Source organism: Rhizobium anhuiense (assembly GCF_003985145.1).
GTDB classification, from domain to species: Bacteria; Pseudomonadota; Alphaproteobacteria; order Rhizobiales; family Rhizobiaceae; genus Rhizobium; species Rhizobium anhuiense.
The window spans coordinates 157,679-174,936 of record NZ_ML133529.1 but is presented as its reverse complement, the minus strand read 5'-3'; the positions used below and the strand labels follow the sequence as shown (position 1 = coordinate 174,936).

Here is a 17,258-nt window from a genome sequence, read left to right as displayed (position 1 = left end):
GCAAGGCATATCGGAGGGCGAACTGAAAGAAAGCGCCGTACCGTTGGGCACGGCGCCAAGATCGAAATCAGCTCGTAAAGGTGAATTGCTGCGGCATCGCAGGCCCCGGATTGGGCCAGGACCAGCTATCCGGCTCCTTCTCGGGAACATTGCGCAGATTGTTGCGGATGATGCCGAAGCCGCCGACGGCAAGGCATAGGCCGACTGTCTCGAACTCTTCCGCCGCGATATCGAAGATCTGCTTCATGATCGCGCCGCGCTTGTCGAGATCGGCCGTCGAACGCGCTTCGTCGAAGAGCTTCATGCGCTTCTTCTGGCTTTCCGGGGGCTCTTCGCCGCGGGCACCGTTGGAGGTGTACCAAAGCGTCCACGGAATGGCGTAACGCGATCCTTGAGGATGGAAGGCGAAGAAATCGCGCGGATCGAGCATCGGATCGAGACCGCCAGGACCCGGCCACACCGCCGCATCATGGGCGTTGTCGTCGCCGCGAGTGTAATAGAGCGCCCGCTCGATCGTGTTGACCTTCATGTCTATACCGATCTGAGCCCAATGCGTCTTGACCAATTCCAGGGCATCGACGAGGTCTGGATAGAGCGTCGGAATGACGTCGATCGAGAAGAACACTTTCTGGCCGTCGGGCCGCAGCCGGAAACCGTCGCTGCCCTTCTTGTAGCCGGCTTCATCGAGCATCGCGCCCGCCTTGTCGACATCATATTCGGTGAACTGGCGCGCGTATTTCTCGTTATACCAGGGATGGGTCGGACGCGGTCCGGCCTGGTAGGGTTCGCTCTGTCCGAAATAGACGATGTCGATGAGTTCCGGGCGATTGATGCCGATTGAGAGCGCTTGCCGGAACGCCTTATCCGCAAACATCTTGCGCATGGCAGGATCTTTGTGGGTGATGTTGAAGTAGATCTGGCACTGTTGCGAGGCCGAAGGCACCAGCGTCAGCAGACGATAATCGCCTTTCTCCATGTTCTGGGACAGCGTCGGCTTGTTGGCCAGAACGCTGATATGGCGTTCCTGGATATCGATCTTTCCGGAGATGACGTTCAGCATCAGCGATTCGACGTCCTGCGAGATGCCGAAGTTGATTTCATCGATGTAGGGAAGCTGGTTGCCCTCGGTATCGACCTGCCAGAAATAGGGATTGCGGGTCATGACGACGCGCGTGGCACCCCCGGCATAGGGCTCCTTGACCACCCACGGATCGAGCGTCGGCTTGTCGACATTGCCCCACCGCGACGGGATCTCGATATCGCCGCAACGGCTGCGGAACAGCTCCGTCCAGCTGGTGACGCCGGCCTTCTTCGCATCGGCCTCGATATTGGGATTGTATTTCGGCAGGAACTGACTGCAGTAATGCTTCGGGAACAATGTCGGATGCTGACCGAGCGGCGTGGCGAGGTTTTCGAGATAAAGCGCGTTGGCCGCCGCAAAGGTGAACTTCACCGTATAATCGTCGATCTTCTCGACCGTGACCGGCTTGCCGGCGACGGCAAGCTGCGCCGGTGTCGAGCTGTAGAGCTCGGTGTTCTTGACGCAGTCTTCGATCGCAAAAACGACGTCGTCGGCCGTGAAGGGGTGGCCGTCGGACCAGCGAACACCTTCGATCAGATGGAAGGTGAATTGGGTTGCGTCGTCGCTAACTTCCCAGCGTTCGGCAAGGTTCGGCTGCACGGCGGTAAAATCGAGGTTCCAGCGCACAAGGCTCTGGTTGCCGACCATGCGCAGGATGCCGTTATGGTCCGATGAACCGCGAAGGCCGCGCCGCAGCGAGCCGCCATAGGTGCCGACTTTCTCGTACGGCGTCACCACCATCGGCTTTTTCGGCAGGCGCTCGGCAAGCGGCGGCAGTTTTCCGTCTTTGACGAGCTGCGCAAGTGCCGGCGCTTCGCCGCCTGCGGCGAAAGCGCGGCCGGCGATGGACAGCGCTGCGACGCCAGCCATGCCACCAAGCACGGCGCGGCGTGTGACACCACGCGACAGAATTTCATTGGGCATCGAGTTCCTCCCTTTTTGCGCCGGCACAGCTTTTGCACCAGCTGATGCGGCGGGCTCCCGACCTGCCGCTTGCGCCCTCCTCGGCGCTGGGACCGAACCATAGACACGTTCTCAAATGATTACAAGAGTTGACAGATATTTACAAATTCGATAGCGATGCAGCCAGACACCGCAGGCGTCATGCCTCTGAAAATACTGTCGCCAGACCAAAAACGGCGGCAGATCTGTCAGATTCTGTAGGCCACACAGAAGACCTCACGATCGGCGACAGGGAGTACGTGGGGCGCCGCGTGGCTTGAGAGAAAAGGACCATAATGACTTTCGCAGTCGACGCCGTTTCCAACAGAGGCGCAACGCGCTTCAGCGACATCATCTACGAGAAGATCGTGGGGATGATCGCCGACGGCAACTTTCCGGTGAACGAACGACTGCCGTCGGAAACGAAGCTCGCCGCGGATTTCGGCGCCTCGAGGCCCGTCGTGCGTGAGGCGCTCGAACGTTTAAGAGCCGATGGCCTGGTCGTTTCGCGCAAGGGATCCGGCTCCTATGTTCGGCAAAGGCCGGATTCGTCGATGCTGAAAATGGTGCCGGTCGGCTCGCTCGCCGATGTCCAGCGCTTTTTCGAATTCCGCGCCGGCCTCGAAGCGGAGGCTGCGGAGCTTGCCGCACGAAACTGGCAGCCGGATGACAGGGAGCGGATAACGGCAGCGCTTCTTGCGATCGAGCAATGCCTGCGCAACGGGGAGCTTGGCGCCGAGGAAGACCAGGCACTGCATGATGCCATCGCCATGGCGACCGGCAACCAGTTCCACATCACCGTTCGTGAATGGTTCAGGCCGCATTTCGCCATCGGGCATTCCGTGACACGAAGCCTGAGCTTGAAACGAACGCTGGAGCAGATTCGCAGCGTCCAGGATGAGCATGCGGTGATCGTGGAGGCGATCTTCGCGCGGCGGGAAACCGACGCTCACGATGCGATGAAGAGACACATACTGAATGCTCGCGCCCGCATGTTCCAGGGCGTTTGAGCGAGAATGGGAGGAAGAACGATGAAACGGGTCGCTGTGACGGGTGCCGCCGGACGTGTCGGAACGCTGCTGCGCCCGCTGCTTCGCTCGCATGTCGAGCATCTGCGCCTGATCGATCTCGAGGAGCCTGCCGGGCTTGGCGAAAACGAGCATTTCGTGAAGGCCGATCTCGCCAATGTCGATGAGGCCACCGCTGCGCTTGAAGATATCGACGGCATCGTCCACCTGGCGGGCATTGCAAGCGGCATCGATATGAACGCCATCCTGCAGGCCAATGTGCTGGGAACCTACAATCTCTACGAGGCGGCGCGGATCAACAAAATTCCCAGGGTCGTCTATGCCTCGAGCAATCATGCCACCGGCTTTTATCCGCGCGGCCAGCTCGTCTCGCCGCTCGATCCGATGCGCCCGGACAGCCCTTATGGGCTTTCCAAATGCTGGGGCGAACTGGTGGCGGGGCTCTACTACGACACATCGGGCATTCGCTCCCTTTCGATCCGCATCGGCAATGCCGGCACCTATCCCAACAGCGAGCGATCCGTCGCGATCTGGATCAGCGCACGAGACCTGGCGCAATTGGTCAGGATCGGCCTGTCGCACCCGTCGATCGCCGCGACGGTGGTCTATGGTGTTTCTGACACCGACGAGAAATGGTGGGACAACGAACTGGCAGCGAGGCTCGGCTACCAGCCACAGGACCGGCCACGCGACCATGCCCGCATCGAGCAGGGATCCGAAGGGCCGGTGGCGCTTGCGTTCCAGGGTGGCGGCTTCTGTGAGATCAATCACGACGGCACCATCCGCATGCGGGACGCCGAGGGCTTGGCCGAGAGCCTGGAGATGGTTCCATGACGGCACCGCGCATCATCCGCCCGGACGTCCGTTCCGTGATCCAGCAACCGCTGACGGTCGGTGAATCCCCGGTATGGGACGAGCGGACCGGCACGCTGTGGCTCGTCGATATCCTGGCGCCGGCAGTTGTCCGCATCTCCGCGCAAGGGAAGGTCGACCGCTTCGACATGCCGGCTCCGGTCGGCAGCCTCGGGCTCTGCCGTGACAACAGGATCGTCGTGGGCCTCCAGACAGGCGTCCACCTCTTCGAGCCCGCCTCGGGCGATCTCGAGTTCCTGTGCGATCCGGTCGGGCGCCACATCAATGGCCGCCTCAACGATGGCAAGGTCGGTCCCGACCGACACTTCTGGGTCGGCTCGATCAGCGAAGCCAAGCCGCAAGTAAACGACGCCGCTCTTTTCCGGGTCGGCGCCGACGGCAGCGCGCGGACGGTGGCAACGGGACTGACGAGCTCCAACGGTCTTGCCTGGTCGCCGGATGGCCGGCGGATGTATCACTCCGACAGCCGGCAATGTTTCCTGCAGGCATTCGATTTCAATCCGGCGACGGGCGAAATCGGCGAAGGACGCCGGCTTCGCAGCTTCACGGAAGACGACGGGCGGCCGGACGGAGCGGCCATCGATCGTGACGGCTTTTACTGGAGCGCCGGCGTATCCGCCGGTCGCCTCAACCGGATATCGCCCGACGGCGAAATCGTCGAGATCTACATTCTGCCGGTCGCCGCACCGACCATGCCGTGTTTCGGAGGGCCGGATCTGCGCACCCTCTACGTCACGAGCCTGTCGACCGACCGCACTGGACGCTTCGAGGCGGGAACGGTCATCGCCTTCGACGCGGACGCAGAGGGCTTGGCGCCCTTCCGTTTCGGATGACAGCGTGCCGATCACCCGTCGGGTGACGGCGGATTGATGGAAAGCTAAGGGGGAAGAAAGATGAGCATCGCAATCATGCGCAAGGCGCTCACAGGCGTATCGGGTGTTCCCGTCACCGCCTATGACGGCAGCGGCGAAGTCGACCCCCGGATCACGGCGAAGGTCTATGAGCGGGTGGCGGCAGCAGGCATCCACAACATCGTTGCCGCCGGCAATACCGGGGAATTTTATGCGTTGACGCCTGAGGAGATCAGGATCGTCCACGAGGCGGCGGTGTCAGGTGTCGACGGCAAGGCGCCGGTGACGGCGGCGATCGGCCGGTCGCTGCGCGAGGCGGTCGGCATGGCAAAGGACGCGGCCCGCATCGGCGCCTCCGCCGTGATGTCGCATCAGCCCGTCGATCCTTTCGCAGCACCTTCGGCCCAGATCGACTATTTCTGCAATCTTGCGGATGCTTCCGCCCTGCCGCTGGTCGCTTATGTCAGGGCCGAGGGTTTCAGTGTCGCAGAGATCGTTCGGCTCGCAAATCACGGCAATATTGCCGGTATCAAGTTTGCGACGACCGATCTGATGCTGCTGTCGCGAGCGATCCCGGCGGCCGACCCGGCCGGTGCACTGTTCGTCTGCGGCCTAGCAGAAAGCTGGGCGCCGACATTCACCGCAGCCGGTGCGCGCGGCTTCACTTCCGGTCTCGTCAATGTTGCACCGAAGCTCTCGCTTGCCGTCCACGATGCGCTTGAAAATGGCGATTTCGCCGCGGCACGAGCGATCGTCAATAAGCTCGAACCATTCGAGCGGATGCGGACCAAATTCCGCAACGGCGCCAACGTGACCGTCGTGAAAGAGGCGGTCAGCTATTCCGGTCTCGATGTCGGCCCGGTGCGTGTGCCGGGCTTGCCGCTGCTCGACCAGCATGACCGCGAGGAACTTCATCGGCTGCTTCGAAGCTGGGAGGCCGAGGGCAATGTTCAAACGGATCCGAACCGGCAGGAGACTTCAAAGGCCGCCGTCTGAGGCCGACATTATTTCCGCAAGCAACAGGTGCCGGCATGGCCGCGCCACAGGATTGGGAGGTCTTGAGATGCTGAAACAGCTACTGACAACGATCGCGATAACGGGCGCCCTGACGGCGGCACAGCCGAGCTGGGCTGCATCGCCGCCAAACATGCTGGTCATCGGCACGAATCTCACCGGCATAAGAACGCTCGATCCGGCCCAGAACAATGCCCGCACGGTTTCCGAGCTGATCTCCAATCTCTACGACAACCTCGTGCAACTGTCACCGGACGATCTAAAAACGCTGAAGCCGATGCTCGCGACGCAATGGAGCGTCTCGGCGGACGGCAAGATCATCACGCTGACATTGCGCGACGACGCGGTCTTCCAGAGCGGCAACAAGGTAACAGCCGATGATGCCGCCTGGTCGATCCAGCGCGTTATCAAGATGGGCCAGGTCGGCTCCACCGATGTCGCGCTCTGGGGCTTCACATCAGACAACGTCGAAAAGCTCGTTCGGGCAAAGGACGAACACACGCTTGAGATCGAGCTGCCGCAGGCCGTGAACACCGATCTGGTGCTCTATTCGCTAGCCGGCTCGTCGATCGGCATCATCGACAAGAAGACGGCACTCTCGCATGAGGCAAACGGCGACTTCGGCGGCGCCTGGCTTTCTGCCAATTCTGCCGGCAGCGGCCCGTTCGCGCTGGCGCAATGGCGGCCGAACGATGTTGCGATCTTCAACGCGCAGCCGAACTACTGGGGCGGCAAGCCGGCCATGACCCGCGTCGTCGCTCGGCATATCCCAGAATCCGGTAACCTCAGACTGCAGCTCGAAGCCGGAGATGTCGATGTCGGCCAGTATCTGGCAAGCGGCGACCTCGATGCCCTGTCCAACAACAAGGACGTGGTGATCGAGAGCGTTCCGGGTCTGGGCTTCTATTACATCGCCCTCAACCAAAAAGACCCGGATCTGCAGAAGCCGAAGGTTCGCGAGGCCTTCCAGCATGCTTTCGACTGGAAGGCGATCTCCGGCAACATCATGCGCTACACCGGTTTTCCCTGGCAGTCGATGATCCCGCGCGGCATGATCGGCGCGCCCGAGGAAGCTGCCTCCCACTACGACTATGATCCTGCCAAAGCCAAACAACTGCTGGCGGAAGCCGGCTACCCCAATGGCCTGAAGAAGGTGCTCAATCCATCGGGCGCGGCGACACTGCCCTTCGCCGAAGCGCTGCAGGCGAGCGCCCGTGCTGCCGGCCTCGATCTCGATCTCGTGCCCGGCGAATTCACGCCCGCCTTCCGCGAGCGGAAATACGAGGTGCTGCTCGGCAATTCCGGCGCCCGACTGCCTGACCCTTTCGCTGTCGCCACGCAATATGCCTATAATCCCGACAATAGCGACGAGGCGCGTCTCGGCAGCTATTATCTCTGGCGCGCCGGCATGAAAGTGGACGAGCTCAACACACTCGTCGACCAATCGATGAAGGAGCGCGATACGGGCAAGCGCACTGACATCTTCAAGAAGATGGACGGCATCTATGCCGGCATGGCCTCGCCGCTCGTCATCTTCTTCCAGCGAACCGACCCCTATGTCACGCGCGCCAACGTCAAGAACTATCACGGGCACACAACCTGGTCGACGCGCTGGCACGACGTTACCAAGGAGTAGAACGCGTGGCGAGCGCCGATCTGACATCGAAGCGGGAGAGCGGCACCCGTTCTGCGGAGGGCGGGTTCGCCGATGCGGCCCCGCACCCTCTGGTGAACCTGTTGCGGCGCTTGGCAGGGCGGGTCGTGGCTGTGGTGACGACGTTGCTCGGCCTTCTCTTCCTGACCTTTTCGATGGGCCGTCTGCTGCCTGCCGACCCGGTGCTCGCCATCACCGGGGCGGAGGTCAGCAAGGAGGTTTATGATCGCGTCTATCATGAGTTGGGACTCGGGCAACCCGTCTGGATGCAGTTCCTCGCCTATGTCGGGAAGATCGCGACAGGCGATCTCGGCACCTCGGCGACGACCGGCCAGCCGATCCTCACCGACCTCATGACGATCTTTCCCGCCACCATCGAGCTTGCGGTCATCGCCATGATCATCGGCGCCATCATCGGCGTTCCCCTGGGGATCACGGCTGCCGTCAGACGCGGAACTGTCATCGACCACGTCGCCCGCATCGTGGCCCTTGCCGGCCATTCCATTCCGATCTTCTGGACCGGGCTGATGGCGCTCTTCATCTTCTACGCCAAGCTCAAGCTCGTCGGCGCATCCGGCCGCATCGACGTCTTCTACGAAGGCCTCGTCACGCCCATGACCGGCTTTCTCCTGATCGACGCAGCGCTGCAGCAGCAATGGGACGTGTTTCACAACGCTCTCGGCCACATCATCCTGCCGGCGGCGATCCTCGGCTATTATTCCGTCGCCTATATCAGCCGCATGTCGCGCAGCTTCATGCTGGAGCAGCTCAGCCAGGAATACATCATCACTGCGCGGGCAAAGGGGCTCGGCACCCGCAAGGTTGTCTGGCGCCATGCCTTCAAGAACATCCGCGTGCAGCTTTTGACGATCATGGCGCTGACCTTCGGCGGGCTGCTCGAAGGGGCGGTGCTGATCGAAACGGTTTTCGGATGGCCGGGGCTCGGCCAGTACCTGACCCGAGGGCTGCAGATGAACGACATGAATGTCGTCATGGGCTCTGTGCTGACGATCGGCGCCGTCTTCCTGACGATCAATATCCTGTCGGACTTCCTCTATCGCATTCTTGATCCGAGGACACGGTGACGCCATGACGATTTCCTCTGAGCACGCAGACAGCGTTGACACCGGCGGCTTTCGCAAATGGCTGCTCGCGCCGGAGCCTCGAGGCTGGTTTCAATCGTCCGCGCAGCAAATCCATCAGGGCTGGCTGAAATTCAGCCTGCACCCGCTTGGCCTCGCCGGACTCGCCATCATCGTGCTGCTGATCGTGGTGGCGACGGCCGCCCCCCTGCTGACGAGCTACGATCCGATCGTCCAGGACATGGCCGGGCGGCTTGCCGCCCCATCGGCAAGCCATTGGCTCGGCACCGACAATTTCGGCCGCGATGTGTTCTCCCGGGTGATCTATGGCGCCCGCACGACGCTCTACATCATCATGCTCGTCACGATCATCGTCGCCCCGCTCGGCCTGCTGATCGGCACCGTCTCAGGTTATTTCGGCGGCATCATCGATGAAATCCTGATGCGCGTCACCGACATCTTCCTGTCTTTCCCCGGGCTGGTGCTGGCGCTCGGTTTTGCCGCAGCGCTCGGACCGGGCATCACCAACGCAATCGTCGCAATTTCGCTGACGGCCTGGCCGCCGATCGCGCGCCTCGCGCGGGCCGAAACGCTCAGCCTTCGCAAGGCGGACTATATCGCCGCCGTGCGCCTGCAGGGCGCGAGCTCAATCGCAATCATCACCCGCCACATCCTGCCGATGTGCATTCCCTCGGTGATCGTCCGCGTCACCCTCAATATGGCCGGCATCATCATCACCGCCGCTGGTCTCGGCTTCCTCGGCCTCGGTGCCCAGCCGCCATGGCCGGAATGGGGCTCGATGGCCGCGAGCGGCCGTGAGTTCATGCTCGACAGCCCCTGGGTCATCGCCGCACCCGGCATTGCCATTGCGCTGGTCAGCCTCGCCTTCAACCTCGTCGGCGATGCGCTCCGTGATGTGCTTGATCCCCGAGGTTCAGAATGACCGAGCCCTTGATCGATATTCAAAACCTCGAAATCGCCTTCGGCGGTGGACAGGTGCGGGCCGTGCGCGGCGTCAGCTTCGCGCTCGGACAGGAAAAACTCGGGATCGTCGGTGAATCCGGATCGGGAAAATCCACTGTCGGGCGGGCGATCATGAAGCTCTTACCGCCGACCGCGATCGTCAATGCCGAGCGGATGCGCTTTCGCGACGTGGATCTGCTCAAGGCAAACGAGAAAACGATGATGACGATCAGGGGGCGGCGGATCGGGCTCATCCTGCAGGACCCGAAATATTCGCTCAATCCTGTCATGCGGATCGGCGAACAGATCGCCGAAACCTATCGTTTACATCATCCCAAGGCGAGCACCAAGCAGACCTCCCGCCAAGCGCTCGATATGCTCGAAGCCGTCCAGATTCGCGATCCCGAGCGCGTGGCCCGCCTTTATCCGCACGAAATCTCCGGCGGGATGGGCCAGCGCGCGATGATCGCCATGATGCTGATCGCCGAACCCGAAGTGCTGATCGCCGACGAGCCGACGTCGGCACTCGACGTGACGGTAAGGCTCGAAATCCTGGCGCTGCTGGACGAGCTCGTGCTACGCCGCAATCTCGGCCTGATCTTCATCAGTCACGACCTCAATCTGATCAGGAATTTCTGCGATCGCGTCCTCATCATGTATGCGGGGCGGGTCGTCGAAGTGCTCGAGGCGCGCGATCTCGACAAGGCCAGACACCCCTATACGCAAGGGCTTCTCGCATCCCTGCCGACGATCGAGAATCCCCCTGCCCGGCTGCCGATCCTCAAGCGCGATCCGGCCTGGCTCGACGAACCCGTATTGGAGGCGCCGCGGTGATCAAGATCGACAATCTCACGATCCGTTTCGGGCATGGCCAGCGACCCGTCGTCAGAGACATCAGCCTCGCCATCGAGAGCGGCACGGCCTTCGGCCTGGTCGGCGAGTCCGGCTGCGGAAAATCCACCGTGCTAAGGGCGCTTTCCGGCCTCAACGCCAATTATGACGGCCGGATCTCGCTCCAGGGCGAGACGCTGGACCGGCAGCGTAGCCGGCCGTTCTTCCGCCGGGTGCAGATGGTGTTCCAGGACCCCTACGGGTCGCTCCACCCGCGCAAAACCATCCGCTCGCAGCTGAAAGAGCCGCTGCGCAACCAGGGACTGGATACGAATTCCGTCGACGTGAATGCCGTCCTGAGATCGGTCGGCCTCGATCCGGCGCTGAGCTACCGATTTCCGCACCAGCTGTCCGGCGGACAGCGGCAGCGTGTGGCGATCGCCCGCGCCCTGATGCTGGACCCGGATGTTCTGCTTCTCGACGAACCGACATCTGCGCTCGACGTGTCGGTTCAGGCCGAAATCCTCAATCTCCTTCAGGATTTGCGTCGGGAACGCGGCCTCACCTATCTGCTCGTCAGCCATGATCTCGCCGTCGTCTCCCATATGTGCAGCCGCGTCGCCATCATGGAAGCCGGCGAGATCGTCGAACAGGTCGATATCGCAGCCCTGCGCAGAGGCGCGGTCGAGCATCCCTATTCGCAACGCCTGCTGCGGGCGAGCCAGATGTATGGAAAGGCGTAAATTCTCGATCGATGCGCGGCGGCTCGACGTCGTCGCAGGCCCGCCGTCCTCAGGATCGTCACTGGCGGATCAGAGACTCCCAATCCAGCACTATCCGCTCGATCTGGAGTACAGGCCAAGCTCGTCTCTCATAGCAAATCCGCAACGCTGATAGAACTCCGACAGCGCCCCACCTCGCTGCGAGATCAGCCAGACGCTATTACACCCTTCAGCTTTGGCTGTTTCAAACATTGCAGAAAGCAGAGCAGTGCCTATTCCCATACCCTGTGCGTCGGGTTGCACTGAAAGCTCGTCCAAGTAAATCACCGGGCCGGTGTGGCGCCGCTGTCGTACGCCCAGCGCAATCCCGAGCACCTTGCCTTCATCAACCGCCGCCAGCGCAACCGATCTAGGGGTTTCAAGCACATAGGTCACATTTTCCGCAGCCGCCTCAAGGGACCAGCTCTCGTTCCACGGCGGCAGGGCATAGGCTCTTACCAATACGTCGGCCGCGCCGCTGACGTGTTTTTCAACCAGACGTTCGATCCGAAATGACATGAACTTGTCTCACGCTACGTGAGGTGACATTTGCCGAGCGCGGTTGGTTTCGCAATGGTGTGTTGCCTGCATCCGCAGATTTTTTCCGAGCTTATCCCCAAAATGGCTAGGCGCCAGGCAGGCCGAGCCAGTCCTCCCGGCTGAGCCCGCCATTGAAAGTCCCTATTTCCAACTTGTGTAATCGTCAGCGACGCAACCAAACGGCGCACGATCCTGACCGAACCGCTTCTTGAGCTGCTGGCATCCCCACTCGTTCAACGGCGCCGGCATGAGATTGTTGATATCCATGCCAGGCGATTGAAATTGTGTCGTGGAGCTCGTGACGTACCAAAGCCAGAAGCCGACCACACCGACGAGGATCAGAAGCAACACACCGAAGAAAATCTGCAGCCGCTTCCAGATCGATACCGCCTTTTTGGGCTCTTCGACCAAGACCGTCGCATTCCGATCGCCTTCTTGCTGAGACGCGAGAGATGCAAGAGCGGCGGCACGCTCATCATCCGTAAGCTCGACGCGCTACAGACGATCGTCCAGAAGCACCGGAAGAGCAGTATTGCCGTGCCTGACAGCCAGTCCGATCGCTTTGCCCTTGGCTTCACCGACGATGAGCGGCTCTTCTCCATTCTTCATGCGCGTGTAAGCCGATCGCCCCGTTTTGTCGGCGGCGATCTTGTCATTATAGGTGATGGAAAGGACGCCGCGTTTGCGGTCGAATGCGGTCACCTCGACCGGGACAGGGGTCAGCATGGCAGGCCGGCGCAGTTGGCCCTTGACCCGCCAAATGCGGATACCGAGAAAAATCATACCCAGGCTCATGCCGCCAAGCAGGATGACAAACACAGTCAGCGTGATGATCCGGTTCCAGAGCATATCCAGACCTAGGCTCATCGTCGCGAGTTCCGGATGATCGGCTGATATCACAAGGCCGGTTTCGTAGTCGCCGGTATGGAAATCGACGAACATGACCTCGACCTCGGTGTCGTAGTCCCGTCCGCCGTAATTGTAGACAAGGCGTGCTTCGCAATCCGTGAAGATGGCTTTGCGCGTCGTGCATCGCCCGTTTTGCACATCGCCGTTTTCGAGCACCAAGGGGTTCTGGCTGATCTGGTAATCGCGGATCACGCCTGGCGCTTCCGAAACGAAGAGAAAGATAGCCAGTGCCAGGATGATAGGCGTTGACCAGAAGTAAGCATTTGGCGTGGAGATGACGTTGCGCGCCAACGAAAGCGGGCGACTAGGAAGAACAAGCGAAGACAATGGCGTCGACCCTTATGTGACAGCGCAGCGCGCTGGTAAAGCTTCAGACAGCCGATGATGAACGAGCGGCGTTGATGCGATTGCGACCGGCTTCACACAATCCCATTGTGTGATACCGATCTACAGCCTGAGGCGGGCGATCGGCAATCCCTTTCAGCGCGCGTGGGTAGCATTGGTATGTTGATCCCTTCGCGCACCGCGAGCGAGTCGGTGAGTTGCGCCCGGATATCGATGATTCGTGTCCTCGGCGCCGCGCTCGCATTTGCTTAGCAGGTGAGCTCTACAGCCGATTGGCGCGCAACAAGGTGTCTCGCGACAGATATCCCGCAAGCGTCCCATCGGCTGACCTGACATGCAGGCCCGGCATCTCACCGGACAGGATGAGCGCCAAGGCATCGTGAACCGTGGCGTCAGCGGCGATCTCGGCATCACCGTTGGACGGTTCCGGCGCGGTCATGATCGTCGATACGGCAATCAAGCTGAGCCTCTTTATGGCTCGGTCGGGGCCGAGGAAACTCTCGACGAATTCGTTGACGGGACGCGCAAGGATTTCCTGCGGGCTATCATATTGAAGGAGGCGGCCATCCCGCATGATCGCAATGCGATCGCCCATCTTGATAGCCTCATCGAGGTCATGCGTGACGATGACGACGGTTTTCTTCACCTTCCTCAAAATATCGCGGAATTCGTCCTGAAGCCGGACGCGGGTGATCGGATCGATCGCGCCGAACGGTTCGTCCATCAGCATGATTGCTGGGTCGGCTGCGAGTGCACGCGCGAAACCGACGCGCTGGCGCTGCCCGCCTGACAATTCATGCGGCAGGCGCTGCCGCATGATGGCCGGATCAAGACCGACGAGATCCAGGAGTTCGTCGACGCGGCGATCGCTGCGCGCCTTTTCCCAACCGAGAAGCCGCGGGACGGTCGCGACATTGCGTGCGATCGACATATGCGGAAACAGACCGACCTGCTGGATGACATAGCCGATGCTGCGGCGCAGCTCCTTCTGGTCGACCCGGGCGATATCCCTGCCGTCGACCAGCACACGTCCCGTCGTCGGGGTCTCCAACTGATTGATCATCCGCATGGTCGTGGTTTTGCCGCAGCCCGAAGGACCGATCAGGGCAACCGTCGTACCAGTCTCGATCAGGAGATCGAGGTTGTCGACCGCATGCTGGCCACTTCCGTCGTAGTTCTTGGTCACATGATCGAGATGAATCATCCTGATATCCGCTTTCGGCCGCTCAGCGCCGTTGAGTGAAGAGGCGCTCCAGGGCGCCGAAGGCCAATTCCGCGAAGATTGCGAGCAGGGCAATCGGCACCGCTCCGACAAGAAGGCGCGGCATGTTCATGATCGCAATGCCGGCATTGATGAAATCGCCAAGCCCGCCGCCGCCGATGAAGGAGGCCAGCGCCGCCCCGCCGATGACCTGGATGGCGCTCGTCCTGACGCCCGACAGAATCGCGGGAACGGCCAGGGGAAGTTCGATCTCCCACAGCATCTGTCCGGCGCTCATGCCCATTCCATCCGCCGCATCGATCACCGAGGCGTCGATCTCGCGGATGCCGATGATCGTGTTCAACAATAACGGCGGCACGGCCAGGACGATGAGGGCGATCACCGACGGCAGCAATCCGATGCCGAGAAAAGGCATCGTCGCCGACAGGATCGCCAGGCTCGGGATGGAGCGCAGGGCGCCGGCAATATTGACCACCGCAAAGGCGGCGCGCGGCGCCCGGGCGACGACGAATCCGAGCGGCACGGCGATGACGAAGGCGATGCCGAGCGAGAGGGCGCACATCAGAAGATGGCGATTGAACGCGTTGAAGAAGGTGCCGGAATTGTTGAAGATCCAGCTGAATGCATCGATCACGATCATGCCGGCTTCCCCCCGCTGCGCCGGCGCAGCAGCTTTTCGAAGGAGGCAAAACAGTAGTCGGCAAAGAGCGCCAGACATGACGTCAGCAGCCCGCCGGCGATGATCTTTTCGGGAAAGCGCTGGTCGATGCCTTCGAAAATGATGACGCCGAGCCCGCCGGCATTGATATAGGCGGCAACGGTGGCGATGCCGATGACCGTCACCATGGCGATGCGGATGCCGCCGACGATATAGGGCATGGCCAGCGGCAGTTCTACTTCCCAGATCCGCCGTGCCGTGCCGTAGCCCATGCCATCAGCAGCTTCCAATATGTCACGCGGAATAGCCTGAAATCCCATGCCGATATTGCGGATCAGGATCATCAGCGAGTAGGCGGCAAGACCGGTTATGGCGGGCGCCGCCCCGATGCCCATGATGGGGATCAGAAGCGCAAACAGCGCCAGGCTCGGCACGGCGAACAGGATGCCGGTGAAGATGACGATGGCCGCAAAACTCCGCGGCCGCCTCGCCGCCCATATCCCGACGATCAGCGAGATCACCAGGGCAATGCCGACCGAGGAAAAAACGAGATAGAGGTGCTCCAACAGCGCGTCGAAGAGCCGGTCGAGATGTTTGGGGACCCATTTCATCGTCGAGACCTCCGCATCCGAGCGCTCGTTCGGCTGTCTACCATGTGATCCCCAATCTGCGATCGGCGTCGTCGGCTCTTAGCGGCAGACTATCGTAGGCCGGGGGAACGACCGTCGAAAATCGCCGGAGGCCGAGCCGTTCCAAAACCGCCGCTCCCTCAGGCGTTTCATGCAACGTCACGAGGCTTTGCTGTAATGCTGTGGCGATGTCCGCAGGCAAGGTTTGCGCGGCAACCAATAGCGGCGCGGGAAGCGGATCGGTCGTCGCCAGAATACGAAGACCATCGATCGCATCGGTTTCGTGCATCGACAACAATTGGAAGGCGTAAGCATCGATCGCACCCGCATCGATCCTGCCGTCCTTGAGGGCGGCGACGATGCCTGACGGGTTGAGCAGCGGCCCGACCGTCATGCTCTGCTTCACTTTCCCGGCAAACCGGTCGGCAAGAAAAGAACGCGCCGCGTGGTAGCCCGATTGGGAATCGCGCACGGTCCAGCCCCAGCGGGCCACAGCGAGATCCGCTACCTCGTTCACCGCCCCGGTGGAGGCGACGAGAATGTGGCTGGCATAGAGCGGCTGGTCCAAAGACCATGCCTCGCTCGAAACGGGTGCAGCAAGGGCAGTCGGCCTGGCGCCCTCGGGCATACGCGAAAACGGATAGCCGCACATAAAGACCAGCCCCATGTCCGGCCTCGCCCATAGCTCCGACAGCGGCGCCGGTGCTGCATGAGCGATGATCTCGAGCTCAATGCCGGACTGCACGCTGACCAGCGCAAACAACGCATCCCACAGGCCGCGAATGCGCGGACTGAGATTATACATTCTCGAACAGGCGATCGGCTTGGACATCACCATGGCAACTATGCGAACCGCAGCCGCTGGCCGATGTTCATCTCTCTTGCCTTATCGACCATGGCGGCGCCGAGCGCCACGTCGGTGGTGCTGAGGCCGCGGTGCCAGAACAGGATCGTCTCCTCGTCACTTTCGCGGCCGGGCTTCATGCCGCAGACGATCTGGCCGATTTCGGCATGCAGGTTCTCGGCCGTCACCTTGCGCTCGTCGACGTGACGGCGAAGCGCTCCGAACGGCTTGCCGGGGCCGCATTGTCCCCAATCGTCGACGACGACCTTGTCCATGATGTCGGTGAGATCGAATTCAAGCGCGCTCATCGTGCCATAGGGCACGACGAAGGCGCCCTTCTTCACCCATTCCGTCTTGAACAGCGGCGCCGGTTCCGGCAGGCGGCTCGCCTCGACCATGATGTCGGCGCCCTTGAGGCAATCCTCCCAATTGTCGGTGACGATGATCTTCTTGCCGAGATCCGCCTCAAGACGCTTGGCGAAGGCATCCCGACTTTCCGGCCGGCGCGAATGCACGCGGATTTCCTCGAAGTCGAAGAGATGGTCGAGAAGCCGGACATTCCAGTAAGAGGTTCCGCGCGCACCGATATGGCCGAGAATCTTGCTGTCCTTGCGGGCGAGATATTTTGCGCCAAGAGCGGTGACGGCCCCGGTGCGCATGTCGGTGATGGCAGTTGCGTCGATGATGGCCTTCGGCACGCCGGTGTTCGGGTCGAACAGGTTGAGGACCGCAAGCTCCGAAGGCAGATCGACCTTGTAGTTGTCGACGAAGTCGCCGACGACTTTGACGCCGGCATAATTCAGCGCTTTGACGTAGCCGCGAAGCACGTTGAAATGGCCTTTGTCGGAGCTCTCCGGCACAAGATGAACACGCGGCTCGATGACGGTTTCACCCCTGCCCTGCGCATCCAGCGCCTTCGACACCGCATCGAGAATCTCGTCATTCGTCAGCGCCAGCGCCTTGGCATCGAGGGCGTTGAGATAATCGATCCAGATTTCCTGCATTTCCCGCTTCTCCATATTCCTGCCCGG

At 61.4% G+C, this 17,258-nt stretch carries 16 protein-coding genes and 1 pseudogene; 9 read left to right on the top strand and 8 right to left on the bottom strand.

The genetic code is table 11. From position 1 onward, the window contains the following. Positions 1 to 67: 67 nt before the first annotated feature. A complete protein-coding gene (locus EEQ99_RS21945; protein ID WP_127431096.1) occupies positions 68 to 2,005 on the bottom strand; it encodes an ABC transporter substrate-binding protein in 1,938 nt (645 codons plus the stop codon). Positions 2,006 to 2,319: 314 nt separating this feature from the next. Between EEQ99_RS21945 and EEQ99_RS21940 the strand changes: the two genes are divergently transcribed. The 9 genes from EEQ99_RS21940 (at position 2,320) to EEQ99_RS21900 (ending at position 11,062) form a co-directional block, all read left to right on the top strand. Continuing rightward, positions 2,320 to 3,033: a FadR/GntR family transcriptional regulator gene (locus EEQ99_RS21940; protein WP_047619104.1), complete on the top strand. Its 714-nt coding sequence runs from the start codon at positions 2,320 to 2,322 to the stop codon at positions 3,031 to 3,033. 21 nt (positions 3,034 to 3,054) lie between these two features. Then, on the top strand, positions 3,055 to 3,885 hold the full coding sequence (locus EEQ99_RS21935; protein WP_063473732.1) for an NAD-dependent epimerase/dehydratase family protein: 831 nt from the start codon (positions 3,055 to 3,057) through the stop codon (positions 3,883 to 3,885). Next, positions 3,882 to 4,757: an SMP-30/gluconolactonase/LRE family protein gene (locus tag EEQ99_RS21930; RefSeq protein ID WP_063473733.1), complete on the top strand. Its 876-nt coding sequence runs from the start codon at positions 3,882 to 3,884 to the stop codon at positions 4,755 to 4,757. Before EEQ99_RS21935 ends, EEQ99_RS21930 begins: the two co-directional genes overlap by 4 nt. Positions 4,758 to 4,817: 60 nt before the next feature. Further along, complete coding sequence (locus tag EEQ99_RS21925) at positions 4,818 to 5,771, top strand: dihydrodipicolinate synthase family protein (RefSeq protein WP_047619110.1); 954 nt, start codon at positions 4,818 to 4,820, stop codon at positions 5,769 to 5,771. A 67-nt stretch (positions 5,772 to 5,838) separates the two neighbouring features. Next, positions 5,839 to 7,425: an ABC transporter substrate-binding protein gene (locus EEQ99_RS21920; RefSeq protein WP_127431095.1), complete on the top strand. Its 1,587-nt coding sequence runs from the start codon at positions 5,839 to 5,841 to the stop codon at positions 7,423 to 7,425. A gap of 5 nt (positions 7,426 to 7,430) precedes the next feature. Further along, a complete protein-coding gene (locus EEQ99_RS21915) occupies positions 7,431 to 8,528 on the top strand; it encodes an ABC transporter permease (protein ID WP_127431094.1) in 1,098 nt (365 codons plus the stop codon). Between the two features lie 4 nt (positions 8,529 to 8,532). Continuing rightward, a complete protein-coding gene (locus tag EEQ99_RS21910; RefSeq protein ID WP_127431093.1) occupies positions 8,533 to 9,468 on the top strand; it encodes an ABC transporter permease in 936 nt (311 codons plus the stop codon). Next, entirely contained in the window at positions 9,465 to 10,322 is an 858-nt protein-coding gene (locus EEQ99_RS21905) for an ABC transporter ATP-binding protein (RefSeq protein ID WP_127431092.1), read from the top strand. Before EEQ99_RS21910 ends, EEQ99_RS21905 begins: the two co-directional genes overlap by 4 nt. Continuing rightward, positions 10,319 to 11,062, top strand: a complete 744-nt coding sequence (locus EEQ99_RS21900; RefSeq protein WP_063473737.1) for an ABC transporter ATP-binding protein — start codon at positions 10,319 to 10,321, stop codon at positions 11,060 to 11,062. Before EEQ99_RS21905 ends, EEQ99_RS21900 begins: the two co-directional genes overlap by 4 nt. A gap of 90 nt (positions 11,063 to 11,152) precedes the next feature. Here EEQ99_RS21900 and EEQ99_RS21895 read toward each other — a convergent pair whose 3' ends face one another. The 7 genes and pseudogenes from EEQ99_RS21895 to EEQ99_RS21865 form a co-directional block, all read right to left on the bottom strand. After that, on the bottom strand, positions 11,153 to 11,599 hold the full coding sequence (locus EEQ99_RS21895; protein ID WP_127431091.1) for a GNAT family N-acetyltransferase: 447 nt from the start codon (positions 11,597 to 11,599) through the stop codon (positions 11,153 to 11,155). A gap of 162 nt (positions 11,600 to 11,761) precedes the next feature. Then, positions 11,762 to 12,856, bottom strand: a pseudogene (locus EEQ99_RS21890) (hypothetical protein). Positions 12,857 to 13,136: 280 nt separating this feature from the next. Further along, a complete protein-coding gene (locus EEQ99_RS21885; RefSeq protein WP_047619133.1) occupies positions 13,137 to 14,078 on the bottom strand; it encodes an ABC transporter ATP-binding protein in 942 nt (313 codons plus the stop codon). Positions 14,079 to 14,100: 22 nt separating this feature from the next. Next, positions 14,101 to 14,736 carry an ABC transporter permease gene (locus EEQ99_RS21880; RefSeq protein ID WP_047619135.1) on the bottom strand — a complete coding sequence of 212 codons (636 nt, stop codon included), beginning with the start codon at positions 14,734 to 14,736 and terminating at the stop codon, positions 14,101 to 14,103. Further along, positions 14,733 to 15,365: an ABC transporter permease gene (locus tag EEQ99_RS21875; protein ID WP_097543774.1), complete on the bottom strand. Its 633-nt coding sequence runs from the start codon at positions 15,363 to 15,365 to the stop codon at positions 14,733 to 14,735. The genes EEQ99_RS21880 and EEQ99_RS21875 overlap by 4 nt, the downstream gene beginning before the upstream one ends. Positions 15,366 to 15,402: 37 nt before the next feature. Continuing rightward, a complete protein-coding gene (locus tag EEQ99_RS21870) occupies positions 15,403 to 16,221 on the bottom strand; it encodes a phosphate/phosphite/phosphonate ABC transporter substrate-binding protein (protein WP_097543773.1) in 819 nt (272 codons plus the stop codon). Between the two features lie 5 nt (positions 16,222 to 16,226). Further along, positions 16,227 to 17,231, bottom strand: coding sequence for an ornithine cyclodeaminase family protein (locus EEQ99_RS21865; RefSeq protein ID WP_097543772.1), 1,005 nt, complete (start codon positions 17,229 to 17,231; stop codon positions 16,227 to 16,229). Positions 17,232 to 17,258 lie beyond the last annotated feature (27 nt).